The sequence below is a fragment of the Bradyrhizobium sp. USDA 4369 genome (assembly GCF_054056435.1).
The window spans coordinates 7,561,815-7,585,496 of sequence record NZ_JBSRYH010000001.1; the positions used below are offsets into that span (position 1 = coordinate 7,561,815).

23 protein-coding genes are annotated in these 23,682 nt (G+C 66.0%); 4 read left to right on the top strand and 19 right to left on the bottom strand.

Going from position 1 to position 23,682, the window contains the following annotated elements; translation table 11 throughout:
- Positions 1-7: 7 nt before the first annotated feature.
- The 9 genes from ACVIJ6_RS34390 to ACVIJ6_RS34430 all read right to left on the bottom strand — a co-directional run bounded on the left by ACVIJ6_RS34390 (position 8) and on the right by ACVIJ6_RS34430 (position 7,507).
- A complete protein-coding gene (locus ACVIJ6_RS34390; protein ID WP_456776367.1) occupies positions 8-460 on the bottom strand; it encodes a flagellar protein FlgN in 453 nt (150 codons plus the stop codon).
- A gap of 15 nt (positions 461-475) precedes the next feature.
- Entirely contained in the window at positions 476-745 is a 270-nt protein-coding gene (locus tag ACVIJ6_RS34395; RefSeq protein ID WP_456776368.1) for a hypothetical protein, read from the bottom strand.
- A gap of 2 nt (positions 746-747) precedes the next feature.
- A complete protein-coding gene (gene flgE / locus ACVIJ6_RS34400) occupies positions 748-1,986 on the bottom strand; it encodes a flagellar hook protein FlgE (protein WP_456776369.1) in 1,239 nt (412 codons plus the stop codon).
- Positions 1,987-2,007: 21 nt separating this feature from the next.
- Positions 2,008-2,673, bottom strand: a complete 666-nt coding sequence (locus tag ACVIJ6_RS34405) for a flagellar hook assembly protein FlgD (protein WP_456776370.1) — start codon at positions 2,671-2,673, stop codon at positions 2,008-2,010.
- A 459-nt stretch (positions 2,674-3,132) separates the two neighbouring features.
- Positions 3,133-3,405 carry a hypothetical protein gene (locus ACVIJ6_RS34410; RefSeq protein ID WP_456776371.1) on the bottom strand — a complete coding sequence of 91 codons (273 nt, stop codon included), beginning with the start codon at positions 3,403-3,405 and terminating at the stop codon, positions 3,133-3,135.
- A gap of 233 nt (positions 3,406-3,638) precedes the next feature.
- Complete coding sequence (locus ACVIJ6_RS34415; RefSeq protein ID WP_456776372.1) at positions 3,639-4,064, bottom strand: flagellar export chaperone FliS; 426 nt, start codon at positions 4,062-4,064, stop codon at positions 3,639-3,641.
- The gene (gene fliD / locus ACVIJ6_RS34420) at positions 4,064-5,782 is read right to left on the bottom strand and encodes a flagellar filament capping protein FliD (RefSeq protein WP_456776373.1); all 1,719 of its coding nucleotides are present in this window, start codon (positions 5,780-5,782) and stop codon (positions 4,064-4,066) included. The genes ACVIJ6_RS34415 and fliD overlap by 1 nt, the downstream gene beginning before the upstream one ends.
- Positions 5,783-5,843: 61 nt before the next feature.
- Positions 5,844-6,668, bottom strand: coding sequence for a flagellin (locus tag ACVIJ6_RS34425; protein ID WP_456776374.1), 825 nt, complete (start codon positions 6,666-6,668; stop codon positions 5,844-5,846).
- A gap of 137 nt (positions 6,669-6,805) precedes the next feature.
- A complete protein-coding gene (locus ACVIJ6_RS34430; RefSeq protein WP_456776375.1) occupies positions 6,806-7,507 on the bottom strand; it encodes an RNA polymerase sigma factor in 702 nt (233 codons plus the stop codon).
- A 912-nt stretch (positions 7,508-8,419) separates the two neighbouring features.
- Between ACVIJ6_RS34430 and ACVIJ6_RS34435 the strand changes: the two genes are divergently transcribed.
- Positions 8,420-9,751, top strand: coding sequence for a hypothetical protein (locus tag ACVIJ6_RS34435; RefSeq protein WP_456776376.1), 1,332 nt, complete (start codon positions 8,420-8,422; stop codon positions 9,749-9,751).
- 18 nt (positions 9,752-9,769) lie between these two features.
- Positions 9,770-10,495 carry a formyltransferase family protein gene (locus tag ACVIJ6_RS34440; RefSeq protein ID WP_456776377.1) on the top strand — a complete coding sequence of 242 codons (726 nt, stop codon included), beginning with the start codon at positions 9,770-9,772 and terminating at the stop codon, positions 10,493-10,495.
- A 63-nt stretch (positions 10,496-10,558) separates the two neighbouring features.
- On the opposite strand, the gene bluB is transcribed toward ACVIJ6_RS34440, so the two are convergent.
- Both bluB and ACVIJ6_RS34450 read right to left on the bottom strand, forming a co-directional pair.
- Entirely contained in the window at positions 10,559-11,212 is a 654-nt protein-coding gene (gene bluB, locus ACVIJ6_RS34445; protein ID WP_456776378.1) for a 5,6-dimethylbenzimidazole synthase, read from the bottom strand.
- A complete protein-coding gene (locus ACVIJ6_RS34450; protein ID WP_456776379.1) occupies positions 11,209-12,549 on the bottom strand; it encodes a cobyrinate a,c-diamide synthase in 1,341 nt (446 codons plus the stop codon). Before ACVIJ6_RS34450 ends, bluB begins: the two co-directional genes overlap by 4 nt.
- Before the next feature lie 47 nt (positions 12,550-12,596).
- Between ACVIJ6_RS34450 and ACVIJ6_RS34455 the strand changes: the two genes are divergently transcribed.
- On the top strand, positions 12,597-13,727 hold the full coding sequence (locus ACVIJ6_RS34455; RefSeq protein WP_456776380.1) for a cobalt-precorrin-5B (C(1))-methyltransferase: 1,131 nt from the start codon (positions 12,597-12,599) through the stop codon (positions 13,725-13,727).
- Here the strand turns inward: ACVIJ6_RS34455 and cobM are convergent.
- The 3 genes from cobM to cbiE are packed head-to-tail and all read right to left on the bottom strand — an operon-like array spanning position 13,697 to position 16,088.
- The gene (gene cobM, locus ACVIJ6_RS34460; protein ID WP_456776381.1) at positions 13,697-14,458 is read right to left on the bottom strand and encodes a precorrin-4 C(11)-methyltransferase; all 762 of its coding nucleotides are present in this window, start codon (positions 14,456-14,458) and stop codon (positions 13,697-13,699) included. The two genes, ACVIJ6_RS34455 and cobM, sit on opposite strands and share 31 nt — an antisense overlap.
- Entirely contained in the window at positions 14,455-14,859 is a 405-nt protein-coding gene (locus tag ACVIJ6_RS34465) for a cobalamin biosynthesis protein (protein ID WP_456776382.1), read from the bottom strand. Before ACVIJ6_RS34465 ends, cobM begins: the two co-directional genes overlap by 4 nt.
- The gene (gene cbiE, locus ACVIJ6_RS34470; RefSeq protein ID WP_456776383.1) at positions 14,856-16,088 is read right to left on the bottom strand and encodes a precorrin-6y C5,15-methyltransferase (decarboxylating) subunit CbiE; all 1,233 of its coding nucleotides are present in this window, start codon (positions 16,086-16,088) and stop codon (positions 14,856-14,858) included. The genes ACVIJ6_RS34465 and cbiE overlap by 4 nt, the downstream gene beginning before the upstream one ends.
- Positions 16,089-16,105: 17 nt before the next feature.
- On the opposite strand from cbiE, the gene ACVIJ6_RS34475 reads away from it, so the two are divergent.
- Positions 16,106-16,879 carry a cobalt-precorrin-6A reductase gene (locus ACVIJ6_RS34475; RefSeq protein WP_456776384.1) on the top strand — a complete coding sequence of 258 codons (774 nt, stop codon included), beginning with the start codon at positions 16,106-16,108 and terminating at the stop codon, positions 16,877-16,879.
- Here the strand turns inward: ACVIJ6_RS34475 and cobJ are convergent.
- From cobJ to cobN, 5 genes are read right to left on the bottom strand one after another with little or no spacing between them, the layout of a single operon-like run.
- Complete coding sequence (cobJ, locus tag ACVIJ6_RS34480; RefSeq protein ID WP_456776385.1) at positions 16,843-17,610, bottom strand: precorrin-3B C(17)-methyltransferase; 768 nt, start codon at positions 17,608-17,610, stop codon at positions 16,843-16,845. The two genes, ACVIJ6_RS34475 and cobJ, sit on opposite strands and share 37 nt — an antisense overlap.
- Positions 17,607-18,365: a precorrin-2 C(20)-methyltransferase gene (locus ACVIJ6_RS34485; RefSeq protein WP_456776386.1), complete on the bottom strand. Its 759-nt coding sequence runs from the start codon at positions 18,363-18,365 to the stop codon at positions 17,607-17,609. The genes cobJ and ACVIJ6_RS34485 overlap by 4 nt, the downstream gene beginning before the upstream one ends.
- On the bottom strand, positions 18,362-18,994 hold the full coding sequence (locus ACVIJ6_RS34490) for a precorrin-8X methylmutase (protein WP_456776387.1): 633 nt from the start codon (positions 18,992-18,994) through the stop codon (positions 18,362-18,364). The genes ACVIJ6_RS34485 and ACVIJ6_RS34490 overlap by 4 nt, the downstream gene beginning before the upstream one ends.
- A complete protein-coding gene (gene cobG / locus ACVIJ6_RS34495; protein WP_456776388.1) occupies positions 18,987-20,261 on the bottom strand; it encodes a precorrin-3B synthase in 1,275 nt (424 codons plus the stop codon). The genes ACVIJ6_RS34490 and cobG overlap by 8 nt, the downstream gene beginning before the upstream one ends.
- Positions 20,258-23,680, bottom strand: a complete 3,423-nt coding sequence (gene cobN / locus ACVIJ6_RS34500) for a cobaltochelatase subunit CobN (protein WP_456776389.1) — start codon at positions 23,678-23,680, stop codon at positions 20,258-20,260. Before cobN ends, cobG begins: the two co-directional genes overlap by 4 nt.
- Positions 23,681-23,682: the final 2 nt, after the last annotated feature.

A 23,682-nucleotide genomic window follows, 5' to 3' on the forward strand; every position in this document is an offset into this window, starting at 1 on the left:
ATTGCCTTCAAGCTCTGACGTTGGTTCCGCAGGACGTCGCGCGCACCGTACGCCGTCCACTCGCGCCGTAGGGCGACACGTTCGCGATCTGCTCGCGGATCGCCTGCATGACGGCCTCGATGCGCCTGTTGCTCGCCTCGATGGCGGCGCGCAGACGAACGAGGTTCTCGTCCATCGCAAAGCGCAGGTTGAGAATGTGCTCCAGGAGCTGCTCGCGCAGCACACGGTCCTTCACGTCGAGCGCAGCGGTCCGCGCCGCGCACTCGGCCACCCTTTGTTCGAAGATGCCGGCCAGCCTGTTCTTGTCGTCGAGCTGCTTCGATCGCGACGCGGGCAGTCCCTTCGCGAGCTCGACATTCTCCTCCGCAACGACCGCGATCAATTCGTCGATCAGCGCAATCAAGGCCCGTACCTCGTCCTCGCTTGCGGCCATTTGGTGGACCTCAACCTTCTGTTTCATGCTGTCGCTCCAATCTCAATGCTCACGCGGCGGACGTCGGCTCGCCTGAGCGACGCGCGCGTAGGTGTTCAGTGCGGTGACGCGGACCGCGGCGATCCGGAACTCTTCCTCGAGCTGCGCGCATTCGCGCAACAGCTTGCGTCGGATCGCCTCGATATCGTCCATCAGCGCCAGAAGCTGAGCGCGGTCATCCTTGCCAGCCGCAGCCGCGCGCAGCTTCAGCCGCCGCAGCTTCTTCAACAGCGCCTCGCCCTCGCCGAGCCGCTCCCTCTTCACGTCGGCCATGCTCACCTCATCGACGAGATCAGGGTGTCGTACATCTTGTTGACGGCCGAGATCACCTGCGAGGCGGCCGAATAGGCCTGCTGAGCCGAGATCATGTTGCTGAACTGACCGGTCGTGTCCGTCGTGCTGGATTCCAGTTCGCTACCATAGATGGTCCCTGCCCCGTTCTCGCCCGACGCCTGCAAGGTCGCATTTCCCGACGTCGCAGTAGACGTGTACATGCCGCTCGAATGCGCAACGAGACCGTCCGGATCGGCGAACGTCGCCACCGCGATCTTGTAGATCGGAACAGTCTGGCCGTTGGAATAAGTCGCCTCGACGAGGCCGTTCTTGCCGACCGAAATGCTGCTCAGCGTACCGAAGGATATGCCGTCGGAATTGGCGCTAAAGTTGGACACGCTGGGGGTTGTGCTACCGGACGACAGCTGGGTCAGACCGTCGGTACCGCCCCCGGTGGTCCCAAAGCTGAGCGCGACCGAGCTCGCCGCCGCGCCGTTGTTCCAGGTGATGCCGAGATTGGTTGAGGAGACGGTGCTGAGCGAACCGTCGGAATTGAAATCGATCGTATAGGTGCCGCTGGTGACCGTGCCATCGGATGCCGTGGCTGGCGCGAAGCTGGCGGTCCATTCATTCGCCGTTGTCCCCTTGGTCCAGGTGACGTTGAGCGTATGTGATTGCCCCAGCGAGTCGTACACCGTCATCGAGCTGCTGAAAGTGTCCCCGTTGGCCGCATCGGCCGGCAGGTTGGCTGCGAGCGAGGTCTTGGTGGTCGCTCCGCCATTGGTCAACGCCACCTTGGTGTTGACCGGCTCAAGGCCGCTGCCGACGACATTGCCGCTTGCATCGGTCCGCCAGCCTTCGAGATAATAGCCGTTGTTCTCCAGATAGCCGGCATTGTCGGTGGTGAAGGCGCCATTACGTGTATAGAAAGTCTCGCCGCCGGCCGAGGTGGAGTCAGTGGCGACGAAGAAGCCGGAGCCCTGAATTGCGACGTCGGTCGCGTTCGTGGTGGTAGCCAGGAGTCCCTGCTGAGTGATATTTGTTCGGCTGGAGACAGACACGCCACCGGAGGAATAGGCCTTCGAGTTGCTCGAGGCGGTCACAAGCTGCTCGAACAGGCCCGACGTCGTCTTGTAGCCGGTCGTGTCGGCGTTGGAGATGTTGTCGCTGATCATGGCTAGCGACGAGCTCTGCGCGTTCAGCGCCGAGATGGCCGAGGACAGGGCTCCAGAGAGACTCATGATTTTACTCCGAATGACACGTCAGGAGGTGACGCCGATGATGTTGCTCGCACTGACCGGAACGCCACCGACGGTGAGCGACGGCGTGCTGGTCGAGGTATCGATGCCGGTCACCGTGCCGGTGATCGTCGTGTAGTTGAGGACCGAATTGCCAGCCGAGTCGGTTGCGGTGACGGAGATCGTGTATTGGCCGCCGTCGCTCAGCTGGTTGCCTTGAGAATCGGTGCCGTCCCAGGTGATCGAGTTCGACCCTTTGTTTCCGGTCCCCGTCCCGGTCCACACCGTGTTTCCGGAGGAGTCCTTGATCGAGAGCGAGACGTTCGATGCGGCCGAGGACAGCGAGTAGCCGAAGGTGGCGGAGCCGCTGGAAAGAACGGCGGTGTCCGTCTTTGCCTCGACGGTGTGACCGATGTAGTTGACGGAGTTCAGCGTCACCAGGCTCGAAAACGAGCTGGCCAGGGAGTTCATGCTAGTATTGAGCGACTGCTGTGACGTGTAGTTGGCATAAGACGTCATCTGGTTGACGAAGTCGGTCACGCTCGTTGCATTCAGCGGATCCTGGTTCTGCAGCTCGCTCACGAGCAGTTGGAGGAAGTCGCTGGAGCTCAACGTCGTCCGAGACGAGTCGCTCGTTGATGAGGTCGATGAGGTGGTCGTTGCAGACGAACTCGCCGCAGAAACGGTCATGATAGAACTCCGGCTCTCACCGCTCGGCGCGGTGGGACACAGCTCACGCCCGATCGTCGTCGGGGCGTCTGCAGATCAAACGGCCGTCGTGCCGAATTCAGGCGCGCAAAATGAGAGGGAATTATTTGATCTCACGGCAGAATTTGCCGCCGCTCAGTTGTGCAAGGGCGGCAAAAAGCGCCGGGTGCAGCGACGCGGCGGACGGGACCTGATCGGCCGGCGAGAGAGACCGGTCGGATCGCCGCCCGTGATCGACAGCGGACAAGGCCTGCGATCATGTTCGCAGACAGGCTCAGGCACCGCCGAACAAACGCGACGGCGAACACCTACGCCGGCAGCGGCGCACGTCTTCCGCACGATCCGATGGAAAGCTGGATTTATGATGCGGGGCGATTGCACCGGGGCGTAAACGCCGGCAGGCAACTCAGCGCTCGATCCGAGCTTGCGGACCGGGGCGGCTCACCCCGGCTGATGGACATCCGCAGGCGACGCGGTCGCCTCTTCCGCCGCCAGGCGGCCGGCAGCCGCAACGATACGATCAGCAAGACCAGAGGGCGCGCGGACCGGGGCTGACGACAGGGCTTGGCGGATCAGGCGCGCTTCCGACAGCAGCCGGGCTGCATCAGGCGATGCAGCAAGCAGATCAGCCGCAGCGCGGCGCGGCGCATCAGGCCATTGGGAGATGTCCTCTCCCAGGCGGTCGATCAGATCCTCGAATTCCCTGACGTCCATCGTCCGCCCGATCCAGCGTGTCTGAGATCGTCATAAACCATTCTGCAGCCGGACGAAATTGATATTGCCGGACCGCGACAAAGCGGCCTCGCGATGCAGCTCGATTTCCGTATTTCCCAGGCGTCCTATGCAGCGCAGGTTTGCATCCGATACCACCAATCCGAGCCGGAGAGCTCCTGTTTCCCTCGATTTCGGAATATGTCCCGCAGTGCAACGCAACTGATTCGCGACGCTCACCCTCGCCTCGGCGAATCGCCTGCCCGCGATCCCACCCGCCCCCTCACGTCGACCGCCTCCCAGGACTCGCGCAGCTCCGTCACTCCCGCCATGATGCGCAGGAAGTTCTCGCGCATCCCCGGCCGACCGTAGGCGCGCAGGGCGGCAACGATCAGCGCGTTGTAGGTCTCGAACAGACGTTCTGCGACCGCGCCGCCGCGTGCCGGGTCCAGATGCAGGCTCAACCCACGCAGGATCGCGGTGGCACGCGTCAGATGTGCATGCCCCTCCTCGAAACGCCGCGCCTCCTGGGCCTGAAGACATTTCTGGAGGTACGTCACCGTCCCGTTGAGAAGCATGATGACCGCGCGCACCGGGGGAACCGTGACGGCCGCGCCGCGATAGGCCTGAGTGGCCAAATGTGCCATCGGATTCTGGGTCATCAGTTACTCGAACTCGCGTTGAGAAGGGCTTTCAGATAGGTCAGCGTGTTGTTGGCGCTCTCGATGGCCGCCTGATACTTGGCGTATTGCGCCGTGAGCTGCGTCTGATACGTCGCAGCCGCGCTCTTGATGTCATCGACCTTGGCCTGCAGCGTCTCGTCCCGGGACGTCAGATTATCGATCAGCGTCTGCAGTGATCCGGTGGTTGACGAAGCCGTCTTCGCAATCTGGTAGATCTGGGTCGCCAGCCCCTGGGTGGAGGTTACCGTGATCGACTGCGAGGTCGAGCCGGTATAGGTGAAGGCCATGCCCGCATAGGCCGTCCCGGAATTGCCGACGATCGTGTTGCCGCTGACGGTGAACAGGGAGCTGTCGCCGCCGACCGAGGCCGCCGTGAGATTGCCCGACGAATCCACCGTGAGATCCAGCGTGAAGGATTGCGGCGACGTTCCGGTATTCACGACGCTGAGTTGGCTCGACGACGTCTTGGTCTGGGCCGACAGCAATGTGGTTACACCGCTCAGATTGGTGCTGAGGATTGTCGACAGCGTGCCTGTGTCGAGTTCAAGCTCATTCTTCTCGTTGAAAGACAGGCCGAGATCCGCCATCGTCAGACCGCCGACCGAGGTTCCCAGCACATCCTGGAGCGTGTTCATGATATCGCGCATGGTGCCGTCGCCGAACAACACCGCGCTCGAGGCCGCCGTACCATCCGAATTCGTCGTCTGCTGCGCGATCACGGCATCACGGAAGGCGTTATAGTTGGTGACGAACGTTTGCAGCGCTGTTGAGATCTGACTGGTGTCGGTGCCGATGCTGATGTTCAGCGTGGTCCCGGACGGCGTCGCCTGCAGAAGATCGAAGGTGACGCCGCTGAGAACATCGGTAATGTCGTTGGTGTTGCGGGTCAGGCTGATTCCGTCGAGCGTGAACTTCGCCGCCTGGGCGGTCTGCAGCACGGTGGCGAAAGCGCCGGAGCTGTCGGTCACCCCGAGCTTGTTGAGGATGTCGTCGCCGGACGAGCTGGAATAAGTGATATCGGCGGCATCTTCCGTGCCGGTCAGCACCAGCTCGTATGACCCGCTCTCGACCTGAACAATGGACGCCTCGACATTCGTCGTTGAGGTCTGGGCATTGACCGCGTCGACGACGTCCTGCAGCGACATGTCGCTCGTGACCGTGATGTCGGCGGTGGTGCCGCCTGACAGGCCAAGCGAGAACGTGCCGGAATAGCCGAGCGCCGTGGTCTGGCTCGACTGCGTCGTTCCGGCCACCTTGTGCGCGGTGGCGATCTGGCTGATGGTCAGGGTGTGGCTGCCGGTCGCCGCACCATTGTTCACCGACATCGAGAGGGCCGACGACGCGCTGACGTCGCCCGTCGCGCTGATCGTGGCCGCCCGGGTCGCGAAGGCGTTGGTCGCGAGCGAGTTCACCATCGAGGTGGCCAGCGACGACAAGCCCGAAGACAGCGTCTTCAACGCGGTCTGCAGCGTCTGATAGGCCGTGATCTTCGCCTCGTTCGACGTGATCTTGGTCGAGATCTGCGTCGCCTGGGTGAGCTTGGCGTTGACGGCGGATTCGATCAGAGCACTCCAGTCGATCGTGCTCGTGGTGCTCGTTCCCGACGTTGTGAGCGAACTGCTCGAACTCGTCGTCGACGAGGAGGAAGACGACGACGTCGTGCTGCCCGTGCTTGAGGTCGCGCTGCTCACCGTCATTCGTCGACATCCTCCGAGGGAGAGGCCGGGCCGGCGTCGCGCCGGCCCGGCAGAACATGGCTCAGCCCAGCAGCTTCAGAAGGTACTGCGGGATCTGGTTTGCCGCGGCTTCGGCCGACACCGCAGCCTGGGTCTTCACCTGCGCCGAGGACAGCTTCGCCTGCTCCGAGGCAATGTCCACGTCCTTGATCGCGGAGTTGGCGGATTGCAGGTTCTGCGTCTGCGTCGAAATCGAATCGGCCGAGAAGTTGAAGCGCGACTCCTGCGCACCGATATCCGCGCGGGCCTTCGACACGGTGTCGATCGCAGTGTCGAGCGTCGTGAGCGCCGCGGTCGCACCGGTCTGGGTGCTGACGTCGAGCGAGGAGACGCCAAGCGTGCTCGCCGTGAGATCCGACAGCTTGATGTCGATGGTGTCGGTGGCGGACGAACCGACCAGCACCGAGACGCCGGCGGAGAAGGTGCTGGTGCCGTCGAGCAGGCTCTGGCCGCTATAGCGCGTCCCCGTCGCGATCGACGAGATTTCGCTGATCAGCTGCGAGAATTCCGACTGGATATAGGTGCGGCTGGTGCCCACCGTCGTGCCCGAGGCCGACTCCGAGGCCAGCGACTTCATGCGGGCGAGAATGTCGCTGATGTTGGAGGCGCCGCCGTCGGCGGTCTGCAGGATCGAGGTGGCCTGCGCGGCGTTGGTGGCCGCCTGCTGCAGCGTAGTGATGTCCGAGGAAATGCGCGTCGAAATGGCGAGGCCGGCAGCGTCGTCGGAAGCCGAGGTGATGCGCGAACCGCTCGACAGCTTGGAGAGCGAGCTCGTCTCCTGATTGGAGTTGATGTTCAGATAGCGGACGGCCGAATTGGCGGCGATGTTGGTTGAAATGGCGGGCACGGTGAAGACTCCTGAGTGATCGGCAGAACGGGCCGGATCGTGGAAGGACTGACGGTGCGGATCAGCCCCGTCTGATCGATCAAACGGAAGCGCCTGCGTGTTTCAGGCGGGAATTCTTTCTGGTCAGAACTCTATGGTTAGCAATCGGTGAAAGCGCCGCAGATGTCGCGTTCGTGCCGCCGCAGCATGTCACGCAATTGCTGGCGGCCCCGCTTCAGCAGCGACTCCACCGCAGACACCGTGGTGTCCATCACCTCGGCGATCTCACCATTGCTCATGTTCTCGTGGTACGACAGGATCACCGCGAGGCGCTGCTGCTCCGGAAGCCGACGCATCGCAGTCTCCAGCAGATCGCTCATCTCGGCTCGTTCAATCACGCTCGCCGCGTCAGGCTTGCCGTCCGCGACCTCCGGCACGACATCGACATTCTCGGTCCGCGGCTTGCGCCGGAGGTCGATGCAGCGGTTGCTGACCACGCGATAGAGCCAGGTCGAGAACTTGGCCCGCCCATGCTGCCAACGTCCGCGATGGGTCCAGACCTTGAGCATCGTGTCCTGCACCACGTCCTCGGCATCCGCGGCGTTGCCGACGATCCGCAGGGCAATGGCATAGGCGCGGTCGATATGACGCTCGACCAGCAGGCGGAACGCCATCTCGTCTCCCGTCGCGAGACGATCGAGCAGTTCCCTGTCTTCGTCGAACACCGGAGCGTCGCCGGACGGACAATCCGGAACGGTGCTGGCCGATTCGCTCCACGGCACCTCGGCGACATCCGGCGACGCCGGCGCGTTCAAGGACACGCCATCAGTCGGGGCACAGACGTCCAGCGCGTAGTTCATTTCCCAATCTCCAACCCGCAATGCCGAAACCGCGTCTCGCACACGGCTTCCAATCCTTGAACGCCCAGACCGTAATAAGCAGGCGGATTATTTTTGTTGTTTTTCAAACGCTTAGCTGGAGTATTTTGCCTAGCGCCGGGCAAATTCTGCCCTCCGCGGATCACGCGAGGCACGATCATGGATGAAGAGAAGCCGCAGGTCGGCATGGCAGGGATTCATTCCGAGGACGAATTCAGCTGAAGATGCAGGCACAACGCAAACACACAGCGTTCGTAGGAGCGCACCGCGGTACATCAACATGGCAGTGACGCGAGAGCCGGAAATCGTCACCGAGCGTATCCGGCGCCCGGCAATTTTTTCCGAATCATCTTCAGCGAAGCTACCGTATTTTTTGACTCTGTCAGTTGCCACTGACGCGTTTTTTGAATCGCACGATGACTTTTTGCGAATTCATGCGCCTGATCCGACTAACTCGAACGTTGTAGTAGCCGACATCAAGGAATGCAGGGCGGTCGACACAACGTGTCGAACGCACTAGATGCGCGCGCGTCTGTTTCTATCAGTTTCAACGGCAGGAACGTCTGTTTCTGGATGTTTCGATCGACGCTCGCGATCACTCGCACAGGCGCCGAAGAAGCGAACAATCAGGCTCGTATGCCCGCACGGACTCTCCATTTTCAACTAACTGTTCTGCTCCGGGCGATCAGCTCAATGGACCGCGTTTCATTCCGCGGCACTCAGCGCGCGTGGATGATCAAACAGCAGTGACATCTGGCAACATTACGAAACGAACAACACGTTTGCCGTGTTCTCGCTTCCATCACACCCACATCAGAAAACAGCACGACCACATGCGCGATCGATGCGCCTGATCTGCGGCCTTGGTCCGTTCAACTGTCCAGGAGGACCTGCATGACGCGACCAGCATCGAGCGCCATTCACGACGACCCGACGCAGGCCTTGCGCGCCGACGGAGTCTGGCTCGGCGAACACCAGACTCGCCGTCTGCGCTGGGTGGCTCGCACATTCGGTCCGCTGGTCCGGTGGGATCGCCTGTCTGAAGGCGGCGGCCGCACCATCCTCGTGCTCGATCCGCCGACGGGTGCCGGAGCCGAACTGCTGGTCGGCAGCTTGACGTCCCATGACGCAGTCGTAATCCCGCTCGGGGAAAATCCCGCATTCGACTTCCTCAAATCGAAACTGACCGAGTTCGGCACCGTTGGCGCATCGGCGGATGGTCCACACGAATTGTGGTGGGGCGGGCTCGGCCGGCCGGCGCCGGTAGGAGCGCACAGACCCGATGCGCTGCGCGTCGCGTCCTGTCACGCCAGGACCATCGGCGACTTGCACATCTATCACCTCAGACGCTCGCTCGAGCGGCTCGGCCTCACCTTCGAGATTGAAGCCATCGATAGCGGCTGCGGCGATCGCCTGACAGCCGCCGACAGGGCGGACTTCGTCACGCGCATGTGGCAGCGGCACAAGCAGCCGCTCCTGTTCGTCGAGCCCGACGTGTTGTTGCAGGCCGTCCCGGATCTGCCTGAGCTGACGGGCTGCGATTTTGCCGTCCACAAGTGGAACGGCTGGGAGATGTCGGCGCGCACGCTGTATTTCGGCCGCTCAAAAGCGGCCGAGACGATGCTGAGGACGTGGTCTGAGCTAGCTCGCACGTTTCCCGATGTCTGGGACGGTTATCTCATTGATCAGGCCTGGAGTGCCGTCACCTCGCAGATTGCGCTGGATACCGTGTGGCTGCCGCGGTCCTATCATGCCGTCGCGGGTCAATTGGCGGCTCGAAGCGCTGTCGTCGTTCACAACCTGAAACCGACCAGCGGCGATCTCGGTCCTGATCCGGATTTCGCGACGATGGTCCGCCCCGCCAGGCGCGCCGGCCGTGTCGGTGCGTCAGACGCCCTGCTCGTCGTCCGCTCCGGTGCCAACTCCGACAAAGCGGTCACCGTCATTCTGCGCGAGGTCGACGGCCGCAGTGCCCGCGAGACGGCCGACAGCATTGATGCGGTGACCCGCGCCTTCGTCGCGGATTGCGGCGGCTTCGGACGGCTCGAGCTCTCGCTGTGTTCGTGGCAGCCGGAGGTCCGCATCGCCCGCGAAGCCGCTTTCCTCGCCGACAACATGGTCTTCGAGGTCGTTCCCGGGCAGCACTTGCCGGAGAACCTGTTCCGGACCATCGCGGCGACCGAGGCAGGCCGCAGGCCGGACAATGTCGAGACCTATCGCCGCTGACTGCAACGAGGACAGATCATGTTCGATACCATCATTCTGCTGACCGGCAGCCGCGATCAGCAGCTCGCGCTCTCCGAACTGCTCAGGGCGCATAATCCCGCACTGGCGTTCCGCGGCGCGGTCAGCTTGCCGGAACTCGAAGCCATCGAACAGAATGTGCTCGGCAGGTCTCGCCTGATCGCGTTCACCACCGGCGAGATCGTGCCTTCCGAGATTCTGGCGGCTGTCGGTCACGGCGCCTACAATTTTCATCCGGGGCCGCCGAACTACGCCGGTTGGGCGCCAGCCCATTTTGCGATGTATGACGGCGCCGAGAGCTTCGGCGCCACTGCCCATGTGATGGAGCCCCGCGTCGATTGCGGCGCGATCATCGGAACCGAAACCTTCGACATACCGAACGGGGTCGATGTCCGCGGCCTGGAGCAGATGACGTTCGTGCGGACAGCCTATCTGTTCTGGCGCATGTCGCGCGATCTCGCGTGCCACGCTGGGCCGTTACCGGTTCTCCCGATCGCTTGGAGCGGCATCAAGAGCAACAGGCAGATGTATGCGCGGATGTGCGACATGCCCGCCGATATCGATCCCACCGAGATGATGCGCCGCGTCCGCGCCTTCCACGACGATTTCCGCGGCATCCCCCTCACGATCACCCTGCACGGCATGCGCTTCCAACTGGCGGGCACCACCGCCCAGGCCGCTGAGCCGGCCACGGTGGAGGCACCGGCGCTGGCGATGGCCTCGTGATCCTGTTTATTGGTTTGAGCTTGATCGTTTCGGAACGCGGTTTCCGCTCTTCCTGCTCAAGCTCTACCGTCTGAGCGGCTGAATCGCTGTCTGGTCCAGCCGGGTCTCCCAGCCGTGACGCTCCAACTCGGGATCGTCATGTTCCTCTTGCGGCCAGCCGATGCAGAGATAAGCAACCAGAGTCCAGTCGGACGGCAGGTCGAGTTCTCGACAGACCGCGGCGGGGTCGAGGATCGACACCCAGCCGACGCCGAGCCCTTCGGCCCGGGCCGCAAGCCAGAAGGTCTGGACCGCCGCCACCACCGAGTAACGCAGCGTCTCCGGCATCGTGGCGCGGCCGAGACGGTGACCCATCGCAGTCCCTTCATCGGCACAAACAGCGAGATGCACGGGAGCGAGCGTGAGCCCCTCCAGCTTCAGGCGGGCATAGAGCGCGCGTCGCTCGCCATCATATCCCGCCAGCGCGGCCTGATTGCTCTGTCTGAAGTTTTCGACAATCGCCGCACGCCGCTCTGCCGTTTCAACCAGGACAAACCGCCAGGGCTGGCAGAATCCCACCGAGGGCGCGTAGGCGGCCAGGGTCAGCAGCCGCTCGATCAAATCCGGGGGCACGGGATCGGTCCGAAAGCGGCGCACATCGCGGCGCCAGCGCACGAGATCGGCGAACAGAGCCTTGAAGGACGCATCGAATTGCGGAGGATGCTTTGCAGGGCTCATGGCGCCGCTCCACTCAGGACGTGCAGGAACGATCCGGTCACAGAGCCGCGCCGGGCACCGCGTTCTGCCGTCACCTGGCCCGACGCATCACGGCAATCGATCAGCGGAGCGTCCGTTCCGCTCAGAATCGTCGCGTAGTGGAACTCGTGACCGTGGACCTCGTCTCCAGTCCGACCGAGGCTGCAATCGGCCAGCAAGGTTGCACGGCGATAGCCGAGGTGCAGGCGCCGCCTGGCGAACGAGGTCTCCAGCGACAGCAGTCCGGCCATCGCGTGCCGCGCGCCCTCGGCATCTTCCAGCCCGACCCCCAGCATCATATAGCCACCGCATTCGCCGTGGATTGGCACCCCGCGCGCGGCCAGATCGCGCAGTCCGTCGCGGACCACCGCCGCCGACGCCAATCGGCCGGCATGCAGTTCGGGATAGCCGCCCGGCAGCCAGACCGCATCGGCGGTGGGGTCCGGAGCCTCGTCGTTCAGCGGCGAGAACGGCACGATCTCCGCGCCCTCGGCGCGCCAGTGCCGCAACAGATGCGGATAGTTGAACGAGAAGGCGGCATCAGACGCCAAGGCAATGCGCTGCCCCGGCGGCCTGATGCCCAGGCCGGATGTCTGCGCCGCATCGACAGGGAGGCGTGCGGGTTGCGCAAGCGCGCGCACGGCATCGAGGTCGACCGACCTGGCGAGACATGCCGCGAGCCGGTCGAGATGAGGCTCGATCGTGGTGAGCTCCTGGACCTGGACCAGGCCGAGATGCCGTTCCGGCAATGTCAATTGCGCATCACGCATGATCGCGCCGAGCACCCTGATTCCGAGTTGCGCAAACGCCGGCGCGATGAGCGCGCGATGCCGTTCGCTCGCGACCCGATTGAGGATCACACCGGCGATCTGGACGTCGTCCCGAAACCGCGCACAGCCGAGCGCGACCGCCGCGGCCGTCTCGGTCTGCCCGCTGACATCGAGCACGAGCACCACCGGCCAGTCCAGCAGCGCGGCCAGATCCGCGGCCGAGCCCCTGCCCGCGCGGCCGGGCTGCGGCGCACCATCGAACAGGCCCATGACGCCCTCGACGACGGCGATCTCGGCACCGGCGGCGGCGGCAGACACAAGCCCTCGCAGCTGCAGCGCCGACATCGCCCAACCGTCGAGATTGTAGCTCGTCCGACGCGCCGCGATGCTGTGAAACGCCAGATCGATGTAGTCGGGGCCGCATTTGAAGGGCTGCACGGCCGTGCCGCGTTCGGCAAAGGCGCGCAGCAGCCCGAGCGTGATGGTCGTCTTGCCGGCCCCTGAGCGCGGCGCGGCGATGATGATCCCCTTGGGAGCCGCCGCACTCATGGTCGGAGCACCGGCTTGTCGCAGCAAAATGTGCTATGCGATCCGGCATGACGGAAACCGCGGATCCGCTGAACCGACCGCTGAAGCGTGGCTGGACCACCGGCAGCTGCGCGACCGCGGCTGCGCGCGCAGCCTATGAGCTGCTGGTGACCGGCAGCTGTCCTGCGATCGTTGACATCGCCCTGCCGGGCGGACGTCGCGTCAGCTTCGCAGTCGCGATGCACGAGGCCGAGGGGGAGCGTGCGACGGCTGGCGTCGTCAAGGATGCCGGTGATGATCCCGACGTGACGCATGGCGCGTTGATCAAGGCCACGGTGCAACGGCGCGACGCCGGCTCCGGCATCGCGTTCCGCGCCGGCTCGGGCGTCGGCACCGTGACGCGGCCCGGACTGCCGCTGCCGCCGGGGGAGCCTGCGATCAATCCCGTGCCGCGAGAGATGATCATCGCGGCGATCGACGAGGCCGCCGCGGCCCTTGGCGGCACGCGCGACGTTACCGTCGAGATCGCGATTCCCGGCGGCGAGGACCTCGCGAAGAAGACCTTGAACCCGCGGCTCGGCATCGTCGGCGGCCTGTCGATCCTGGGCACCACGGGCATCGTCGTGCCCTTCAGCTGCGCCGCCTGGATTCACTCGATCTATCGCGGCATCGATGTCGCGCGCGCCGCCGGCCTGCCGCACATCGCCGGCGCCACCGGGAGTATGTCCGAGAAAGCGGTACAGCAGCTCTATGGCCTGCCGGACACGGCGCTGATCGACATGGGCGACTTCGCAGGCGGCATGCTGAAATATCTGCGCCGCCATCCCGTCGGCCGCGTCACCGTCGCCGGCGGCTTCGCCAAGATGACCAAGCTGGGCCAAGGCCTGCTCGACCTGCATTCGCGCGCCGGCGAGGTCGACCTCGGCTGGCTTGCAGCCATTTTGCACGATGCGGGCGCGCCACAGGCGCTGATCGAGACGGCGCGAACCGCCAACACCGCGCTGCAGGTGCTGCAAGAGTCCGACAGGTTCGGCTTCCCGGCCGGCGACGTAGTTGCGCGGGCGGCTTGGCAGACCGCGCATCGCGCGCTGGCCAATGATGCAGTCGCGCTCGATGTCGCCGTGTTCGACCGCGACGGCCGGCTGGTCGGACGATGTCCGGGGCCGGATCACTCGCCCCTCCCGCGAAATCGCCGCTGATAGTCGGCGTCGTACAGTGCGCTGTCGCGAAAATCCTCTGCGCCAAGTGCGTGGCCAACCAGGATCAGCGCCGTGCGCTCGACCGCATCGGCCGCAACCTGAGCTGCGATGGTCGCAAGCGTGCCGCGCATGATGCGCTGATCAGGCCAGCTCGCGCGATAGACCACGGCGACCGGGCAATCATCGCCATAATGCGGGCGCAGCTCATCGGCGACCTTCTCGATCACATGGATCGACAAATGAATGGCGAGCGTGGAGCGCGACTGCGCGAACAGCGACAGTCGTTCCGTATCGGGCATGGCTGAGGCGCGCCCCGACGTCCGCGTCAGCACCACCGACTGGGCCAGCCCCGGCAGGGTCAGCTCACGTCCCAGCGCCGCCGCCGCGGCGGAGAACGACGGCACGCCCGGTGTCACGGTGTAAGGAATCTGCAGCACATCAAGGCGCCGCAATTGCTCGCCCAGCGCGCTCCAGATCGCGGGGTCGCCGGAATGCAGCCGTGCAACGTCATGGCGGGCGGCCGTGGCCTGCGCGATCTCATTGATGATCTCGTCGAGCGACATTGGTGCCGTATCGACGATGCGCGCACCGGGCGGGCAGTGTTCGAGCAGGGCCTTGGGGACCAGCGAACCGGCATAGAGACACACCGGGCAGCGCGCGATCAGGTCGCGCCCGCGCAAGGTGATCAGATCCGCCGCGCCAGGGCCGGCGCCGATGAAGTGCACCGTCATCCGCCGTTCTCCGCAGGCAAGGCGCCGTCCCCTTCAGCCAAGGCACAGGTCGCCGACGCGTTGGCTACGCGTGGCAGGATCAGCCGCGCATTGCGGCCCGCGGCAACGAGCGCCGCCGTCTCGGCGATGGATGGCACTCCCTTCAATCGGTGCACGAGGTCGCTGTGGGTGACAGCGCGATCGGCAACCGCCGCAAGCTCGGCAGCCGCGACGCCGACCAAGGGACGTTGCAGGCGCTTGGCAGCTTCGATGATGCCGGCCTCGTCTCGCTTATCGGCCACTGTTGCGATCACGGCGACATCGCTGGACACCAGACTGGCGGCGCTCAAGGCTTGAGCCACCACGGCCTCGATCGCATCAGCGCTGGCGTCGCCGCGGCAGCCGATCCCAAGCGCAATCATGGCTTGACCACCCGCCATTGCGTGACCGGCATCGCCTGCCGCCAGCCATGCATCCGGCCGACCGGTTCGATGCGCGACACGGCGATCCTGATGAGCTCGCCGCCATGCCGGCCAAACAGCTCGGTGACCCGCGCTTCGCCCTCGAGCGAAATGACATTCGCCACGAGCCGCCCACCCGGCTTCAGTCGCGACCAGACCGCCTCGAACACGCCCGGCTCCGAAATCCCGCCGCCAATGAACACCGCGTCCGGAGGCTCGAGATCGGCCAGCACCGCTGGAGCGCGGCCCAGCACGATCTTGAGGTCGGGCGCGCCGAGGGCGAGCGCGTTGCGCATGGCTCGGTCGGCCCGGTCCTGCCGGGCCTCGATCCCGATCGCGCGCAGCGCACCGTGGCGCAGCAGCCATTCGATCGCGACCGAACCTGATCCCAGGCCGACGTCCCATAACAGCTCGGCCGGATGCGGCGCCAGCGCCGACAGCGTGACGGCCCGCACGTCGCGCTTGGTGAGCTGACCATCATGCTCGAACAGATCATCGGCGAGACCCGAGGTGAGTGGGATCACCGGCGCGTCCGGCTCGCCGATCACCTCCAAAGCGATCGTCGTCAGCGGGTGGATGTCCGAGAGGTCGAAGGCATTGGCCGTCGCGCTGCGCATCCGCTCCTGTGGGCCGCCCATCGCTTCGAGCACGGTCAGGCGCGAGCGCCCCATGTGCCGTGACGTCAACAGGGCAGCGAGCTTGCCCGCCGTCGATCCATCCCAGGCAAGCGCGAGAATGCGCGCCCCCGGCACGAGATGGCGGATGATCCCTTCGAGCGGGCGGCCATGCAGGGTGACCAGAGCGACGTCCTGCAGCGGCCAGCCGAGCCGCGCCGCCGCCAGACTGAAGGCGGATGGCTGCGGCAAACACAGCATGTCCGCAGCGCCGAAGCGCTGCATCAGCTGCTTGCCGACGCCGTAGGTGAATGGATCGCCGCTGGCGAGCACGACCACCGGCTCTCCCCTGCGCGCCTCGATCTGCGCGAACGCCAGATGAAGCGGAACAGGCCAAGCGAGCCGCTCGCCTGACGTCAGCGGCGCCGCGAGCTCCAGATGGCGCGCGCCGCCGACCACCAGCGCGGCCTGCGCAATGAGACGACGGGCGGGCTGCGAAAGCCCCTCAACGCCGTCCTCACCGATGCCGACGATGGACAGCCAGCGCGCCGCGTTGCAAGTTGGCTGCGGATTCATGATGGACCCTGTCCTGCATGCGCATTCTCATACTCGGCGGCACGACCGAAGCTTCGGAGCTGGCGCGTTTGCTGGCCGGCGACGCCCGCTTCGCCGCGACGCTGTCGCTCGCCGGCCGTACCGCCTCGCCCAAGCCGCAGCCGCTGCCGACGCGCATCGGCGGCTTCGGTGGCATTGCCGGATTGGAAGCATGGCTGCGTGATCAGGCGATCGCCGCAGTGATCGACGCGACGCATCCTTATGCCGATCAGATCTCGCGCCATGCCGTCGCGGCCTGCCATGCCTTGTCGCTGCCACTCGCGTCGATCCGGCGCGCCGCATGGCAGCGCGAGGACGGAGATCGCTGGATCGAGGTCGATAGCGCGGAGGCTGCAGCTGCGGCGCTCGGCGCGACGGCGGCGCGAATCTTCCTCAGCCTCGGCCGGCTGGAGCTCGCGGCGTTTGCCGCGGCTCCGCAGCACCATTACATCGCGCGCACGATCGACCCGCCCGGCGACATCGCCCTGCCGCCGGATATTCGCTTCGTCTATGATCGCGGGCCGTTCGACGACGCGAAGGAGCACGACTTCCTGCTCCAGCAGCGCGTCGCCTGCATCGTCTCCAAGAACTCCGGCGGCGCGGCCACCTATCCGAAGATCGCGGCCGCGCGGCGGCTCGGCATTCCCGTGGTGATGATCGCGCGACCCGACAAGCCGCATGGCATCGCGCTCGACGATGCGCGGGATGCAATCCGCTGGCTGGAGACGCAACTTGCTCATGCGCCCCCCTCAACTTCACGGCGCAACGTATAGACCCAAGGCGCCTTGCCCTCGCGCGCGATCAGGCGCGTGGCCGTCGCCCCGATCAGCACCAGCGTCCGCATATCGGCGTCGTCGGGATTGACCTGCGCCAGCGTCGTGATGATCCGGCTGACATCGCCACTGCCGGCGGCACGCACCATCACGACAACAGTCGATGGCGGCTTGAGCTGCCGCAGCAGCCCGAAAGCCTGGCCGAGCTGATGCGGCCGCGCTTTCGAGAGCGGATTGTAGAGCGCGATCACGAAATCGGCCGTGGCCGCGGCTTCGAGGCGGCGCCTGATCGTGGTCCAGCTCTTGAGATTGTCGGAGAGCGAGATCGCGCAGAAATCGCCGCCGAGCGGCGCGCCGACCTCGGCCGCCACCGCGAGCATCGCGGTGACGCCGGGCTCGACGCGGATGTCCAGCTCGCGCCAGGCCTGGGGCCCGGTCTCGACCGCCTCGAACACGGCGGCGGCCATGGCGAACACGCCGGGATCGCCTCCCGACACCACGGCGACCTGCCGGCCATCGCTGGCGAGGGAGAGCGCGTGTCGCGCGCGATCGAGCTCGACGCGGTTATCGCTGGCATGGCGGATCTGGCCCGGATGGCTGGTGGTCACCCTGTCGAGATAAGGTCCGTAGCCGATCAAGTCGGTCGCAGCAGCGATCGCCCGCGACGCCGCCGGCGTGATCAGCTCCGGCCGCCCCGGGCCGACACCTACGATGGTGAGCGTGCCCGTCACAGCCGGCGCCCCTGCCCCGGGATCAGGATCATCGAGAAATACGGGCCGCGCGCCAGTTCGACCTCGGCCAGCGGCGTGACGCGCTCGGCCTCCATCGTGCCGCGCTCGACATAGATGGCACGATCGATCAATCCGGCGCGGATGATGGCCCGCTTCACTTTCGTCAGATTGCGCCCGAGCTTCATGATCACGGCGGCCTCGCAGCGCGTCAGCCGATCGTGCAGGACGTCCTCGTCCAACGTGCCTGGCAACACGGAGAGGATGTCATCGCCCCAGGTGATCGGAACGTTGGCCTTGGTCCAGCAACCGGACATGCCGGTCACGCCGGGCACGACCTCGACCGGATGATCACGCTCGAGCCGGCGCCACATATGCATGAACGAGCCGTAGAAGAACGGATCGCCCTCCGACAGCAGCCCGACCGACCGTCCTGCGGCAAGATGCAGCGCGATGCTCTCCGCCGCGCGGTGGTAGAAGCCGCCGATCTGCGCCTGATAGGACGGATCGGCGACAGGCACCTCTTCGGTGACAGGATATTCCAGCCGCAACTCACGGCGGCCGGCATCCATCAGCGGAGCAACGATCCGACGGGCATTGCCTTCCATCCCACGCTTGGCGAAGAACGCCACCACATCGACCGACCGGATCAGGCCGGCCGCGCGCAGCGTGAGGTAACGCACGTCGCCGGGACCAACGCCGATTCCGTACAACGTGCCGGCATCGGCCGCGCCCGCGATGGTGTCGAGCAGGCTCATTCGACGTCGCTCGCGATGGCATTCACCGCCGCAACGGCCATCGCGCTGCCGCCCTTGCGTCCTTTCACGATCAGATACGGCACACGGCCATCGGCCGCGAGCGCCTCCTTCGATTCGCGCGCGCCGACGAAGCCGACCGCCGTTCCGATCACCGCTGCCGGCCGCGTCGCGCCCTGGTCCAGCATATCGAGCAGATGAAACAGCGACGTCGGCGCATTGCCGATTGCGACCAGCGCGCCGCCGAGATGCGGACGCCACAATTCGAGCGCCGCGGCCGAGCGCGTCGTGCCGAGCTGCGCGGCCAAGGCCGGAACCTCGGGATCGTCGAGCGTGCAGATGATCGCGTTGTTGGCAGGCAGTCTGGCGCGCGTGATGCCCTGCGCCACCATCTTTGCATCGCACAGGATCGGCGCGCCGCGATCGAGCGCTTCGCGTGCTTCGGCCGCGAAGCGTTCGGAGATCTCGATGTCGGACGTGATCTCGACCATGCCGCAGGCGTGGATGATGCGCACGGCGATCTTCTCTTCCAGGCCCTGGAAGCGTGCCAGATCGGCTTCGCGGCGGATCGTCGCGAATGACTGCCGATAGATCTCCGCACCATCCTTGATGTAGTCGCGAAGGTCAGACATCGGCGTTCTCGCTTGCTCGGAATAGCCCAGCCTCTGTCCCATCGCGCGCCGGATCGAACATGCCGAAGGACGCGCTCTTCACGGTGCCGTGGCGGACGATGCGATAATGATCGCCGTCACCGACCAGCACCAGGTCCGCCGACGCCGAGCGCGCGCATCCCTTGGCGCAGCCGGAGACGTGCAACGAACCTTTGAACCCTGTGCGCGCCATCGCGGCCGCGAGCATGCGGGCGTGTTGCCGCGTCGCCAGTCCAGTCGACGGACAGCCGCCGACGCCCGAACAGGCGTCGATGCGCATCAGCGGATCCCCATCATCGACGATCAGGCCAAGCCGCGCCGCATCGGACACGCACTGCTCGGCCGTTTCGCGGCGCGCTGCGACATACAATCTGCGCCAAGGTGAGAGGCGGATCTCGCGGACATCATGGGCCGCGAGCACAGCCGCGAGCCGCATCAGCGTTTCGCTCTCGAGGCGACCGAACGGTGCGCCGAGGCCCACGGCGCAGGTCTGGTCCGTCAGAGCGATCAGACCGCAGCGCTCCGATGGCGCGGCTGCCATCGTCGCGATGGCATCGGACGCCGCAAGGCCCAGCTCGGCGCGCAAAGCAGTTTGCGTCGTCGGCGGCAGCGTCGCCGAGCGGCGCGTCGGGCTGTGCTGCAGCACGAGCCGCGCGAGCTGCACAGCCTTGGCCGGGGCATCAGCGGCGTCGGTGGTGCCAAGCCATGCGACGCCATCCATGGCCGCCATGCCGAGCGCGACGCGCCGGCAGCCGTCGCGGTCGCAGGCCGCGAGCCGGACATCGGCGGCAAGATCCGTCAGCGGCAGCCGGCCGCCGCCGTCGAGCGCGAAACCGAACTTGGCCGGCAGCGCCTGCAGCGCCTGATCGGACGCCAGAAAAGCCTCCAGCTCGGCCGCAACAGGACGCATGTCGATCATCTCCGCGGGGTCTATTCCCGCCAGCGGATTGATCACGATGTTTCGGACCGCCTCCAGCTCCGGGCTGTCGTCGAGCAGCCGGAGCGTGGCCAAGACCTCCCACAACGGCGCCAGGGTCGTGGGCGAAACGCCGCGGATCTGCAGATTGGCGCGGCGCGTTAGATCGATCTGGCCATTGCCGAAGCGCTCAGCCGCCTCAGCCAGGTCACGCAGCGCCGCGACCGGCAAGGCGCCGCCATGCGGCCGAACGCGAACGATGAGCCCGTCACCGCTCGGCATCGGCCGCCGCGCCCCGGGACACCAGCCTTTGATCTCGACCGCGGCGGTCACGACACTCTCTCCGTTGGCACGAGGCGCGCATGGACCAGCGCAAGCTCGTCAGCGACAGCATTGCGACGCGGCACCCAGAGGCGTCGGCGCAGCGCATCCTCGAACCGCGACAGAATGGCGGCCACGGCTGCCGGATTGCGCACGATCATACCGTCCAACACTGCCTCGTCGCGCAGCAACGCCCCATGCGCCAGATCAAACAGATGCTCGGGGACGCTGTCCGACGTGGCCGCGAAAGCGTAGAGCGCGTCGATTCCTTGCGCGATCTCGGCGACACCGCGATAGCCGTGCGCGAGCATGCCCGAGATCCAGCGCGGATTGGTGAGCCGGCCGCGCACCACGCGGGCGATCTCCTCGTCAAAGGTGCGTGCCTTCGGCTGGTCGGGCCGGCTGGTGTCGAGATGCAGCAGCGCCGGTGTCGCGCCGAGCGACGCGGCAGCAGCGGCGAAGCCGCCGGCGAAGTCGGCGACCTCCTCGCCATCAAGCAGATCGCGCTCACGATCGTCCTGCGGATGCACCAGCGCATCGATGCTGCGGACCCGGTCACGGAACGTCGCGGCGGCCGACACGCCGTCATGCCCTCCGCCGAAACTATAGCCGCTGCCGTCGAGATAGGCGTCGCCGAGCTGCGACCGGTTTTCCCACGTCATCCCGAGCGCGAGGTCGGCGGCGACGGCGCCGTAACTGCCGGGCGCGCCGCCGAACACGCGCGCGAGGCTCTCGCCGCGCCGCCGCGCCGCGGCCAAGGGATTGTCGGCATCGTCCTCGTCGAGCGCTGCGACCTTCTGCACGGCGAGATCGAACAGCGCGATCTGCGCTTCGAACAGGTCGCGAAACAATCCCGAGATGCGCAGCGTCGCGTCGATGCGCGGCCGATCGAGCATCGCCAAAGGCAGCACATCGATGCCGGTGACGCGGTTCGAATTCAGATCCCAGCGCGGGCGTACGCCGAGATAGGCCAGCGCCTGGGCGAGATCGTCACCGCCGGTCCGCAGCGATGCGGAGGCCCAGAGATCGAGCATCAGCGACCGCGGATAATCGCCGTGGTCCTGCAGATAACGCCGGATCACCTCGTCGGCCGCGCGCACGCCGACCACGGCCGCGGTTCGGGTCGGAATGGCCCGCGGATCGATCGCAGTCAGATTGCGCCCGGTGGGCAGCACGTCGAGACGGCCGCGGCTCGGCGCGCCGGCGGGCCCGGCCGCCACGCGACGGCCATCGAGCGCGGCCAGCAGCGCCTCGCGCTCAGCAACGACGCTCGCGTGAATTCGGGTTTCGACGTCGGCGCGATCGACGGCGCCGCCCGCCTGGCCGGCGGCTGCCGCGATCGCGTCGATGAGCAGGCTGGCCGCCGGTGCGTCCGGAGCCTGGCCGAACACGTGGAGGCGGTCGCGCACAGCCAGCTCCTTGATATCGCAGAGCTGGGCGTCGAGCTGCGCCACCGCCTCGCGGCCGTTCATCGTGCGGTCGAGCCCGCAATCGGCGGCGAGACCGCTCTGCCAGGCCCGCGCGATGATCTCGTCTTCCAGCAGTCTGAGGCGGCGCCGATCGAGCCCATCGGCTTCGGCATATTCTTCGACCAGCCCCTCCAGCTCCAGCAACGGTCCGTGCAGACCGGCCTGCGCCAGCGGCGGCGTAAGATGTCCGAGCGTCAGCGCTGCAAGCCGGCGCTTGGCCTGCATCGCCTCGCCGGGATTGTTGACGATGAAGGGATAGATGACGGGAAGCGGGCCGAGCACGGCCTCCGGCCAGCATGTGTTCGACAGCGCCAGCGCCTTGCCCGGCAGCCATTCCAGCGTTCCATGCGCGCCGAGATGAACCAGGGCATCGATCGTCTCGACCTCGCGCAGATGCGCATAGAGCGCGACGTAGCCATGCCGCGGCGGCACGGTCGTGTCGTGATAGCCGGATTTGCGGTCCGCGCGACTGCCGCGATCCGGCTGCAGCAAAATGCTGAGCTTTCCCGCGCGCAGCACCGGAAATCGAAAGGCGCCATCGCGAAACGCCGGGTCGGCTGCGGCCTCGCCCCAGCACTCATGCAGCGCATCCTGCAGCGCTTCCGGCAACAGCTTCAAAGTGCTCTGATAGAACGCGAACGGCACGACGAGGTCATCCGCCTCGTCGCGCAGCAACGCTTCGATCTGCGCGGCCGTCGGAGGAGCGCCGCCAAGATCGTATCCCGCCTGAGCCAGCAGCTGCACAATGGCCGCAGCGCTCGCGCTGGTATCGAGGCCGACCGCATAGCCGCGACGCCCGCCGCGCGCCGGGTAGTCCGACAGCATCAGCGCGATGCGGCGCTCGCCCGCCGGCGTCGCGCGCAGCAGCGCCCATCGCGCAGCGAGCCGGGCGACATAGGACACACGATCCGTCTGCGGAACGTAGCTGATGGTACCGAACTGCAGACGCTCATCCGCCGCGGCCTCGCCCTTGAAGGCGATCGGACGCGCCAGCAAGCGGCCGTCCAGCTCCGGCAGCACGACATTCATGGCAAGATCGGTCGGCGAAAGGCCGCGCGACGAGGCGGCCCAGGCTTCTTCGGTGCTCTGCGCCTGGATGATCTGCAGCACCGGCGCGTCGGCTGCGTCCAGCACGGTCGAGCCGTCATCGCGCAACGCGGAGAATGCGGTCGCATTCAGGACGATCGCGGGACACCGCGTCGTGATCAGTCGCCCTATCGCATCCGCGATGCTCGGATCCTTCAGGCTGGTCACCGCCACGGCCGCCGCGGCGAGCCCCTCGCGCTCGATCGCCCGCATCAGTTCCGCAATTCCCGCCGTGTCGGCGGCAAGCAAGCTGGCGCGATAGAACACGATCAGCGCGGCTGGCCGCTTGTCATCGCCAGAACAGAGATCGTCGATGGCGACGGCGCCACGATCCGGCACGAAGCCGACGATCGAACCGATCGCGACCGGCTCGGCAAACGTCGCGTCGCGGCCGAGCAGCATGGCCAGATAGTGCAGCGCCTCGCGCGCATTGCCGATGCCGCCCTCGTGCAGATAACCATACAGCCGCGCTGTCGCCTCTTTCGGCAAGGTCGAGAACTCATCGAGCCGGTCATCGGCGCGGTCATCTCCCGGCAGCGCCGCCAGCAGGATCTTGCGGCTCCGGCAAACCGCCGCGATGCGCTCCACCCCATAGCGCCAGTAGTCGAGCCCACCGAGGCAACGCACGACGACGGCGCCCGCCCCGAGGATGACGCTGTCGATGTAGAGATCCACCGACATCGGATGCTTCAGCCGCTTCAGGCTCGCGAGCCGCAGGCTGGGCAACTCAGCCGCCGATGCGGTCCACGCCCCCGCCAGCGCCGACAGGTCACTGTCCGAAAACGACAGCACCACGATCTCGGCCGGCGACTGCGCGAGATCGACGGCCTGTTCGAGGTCGTCGAGATCAGCGCCGGATGTCGCCAGGAGATGCATCG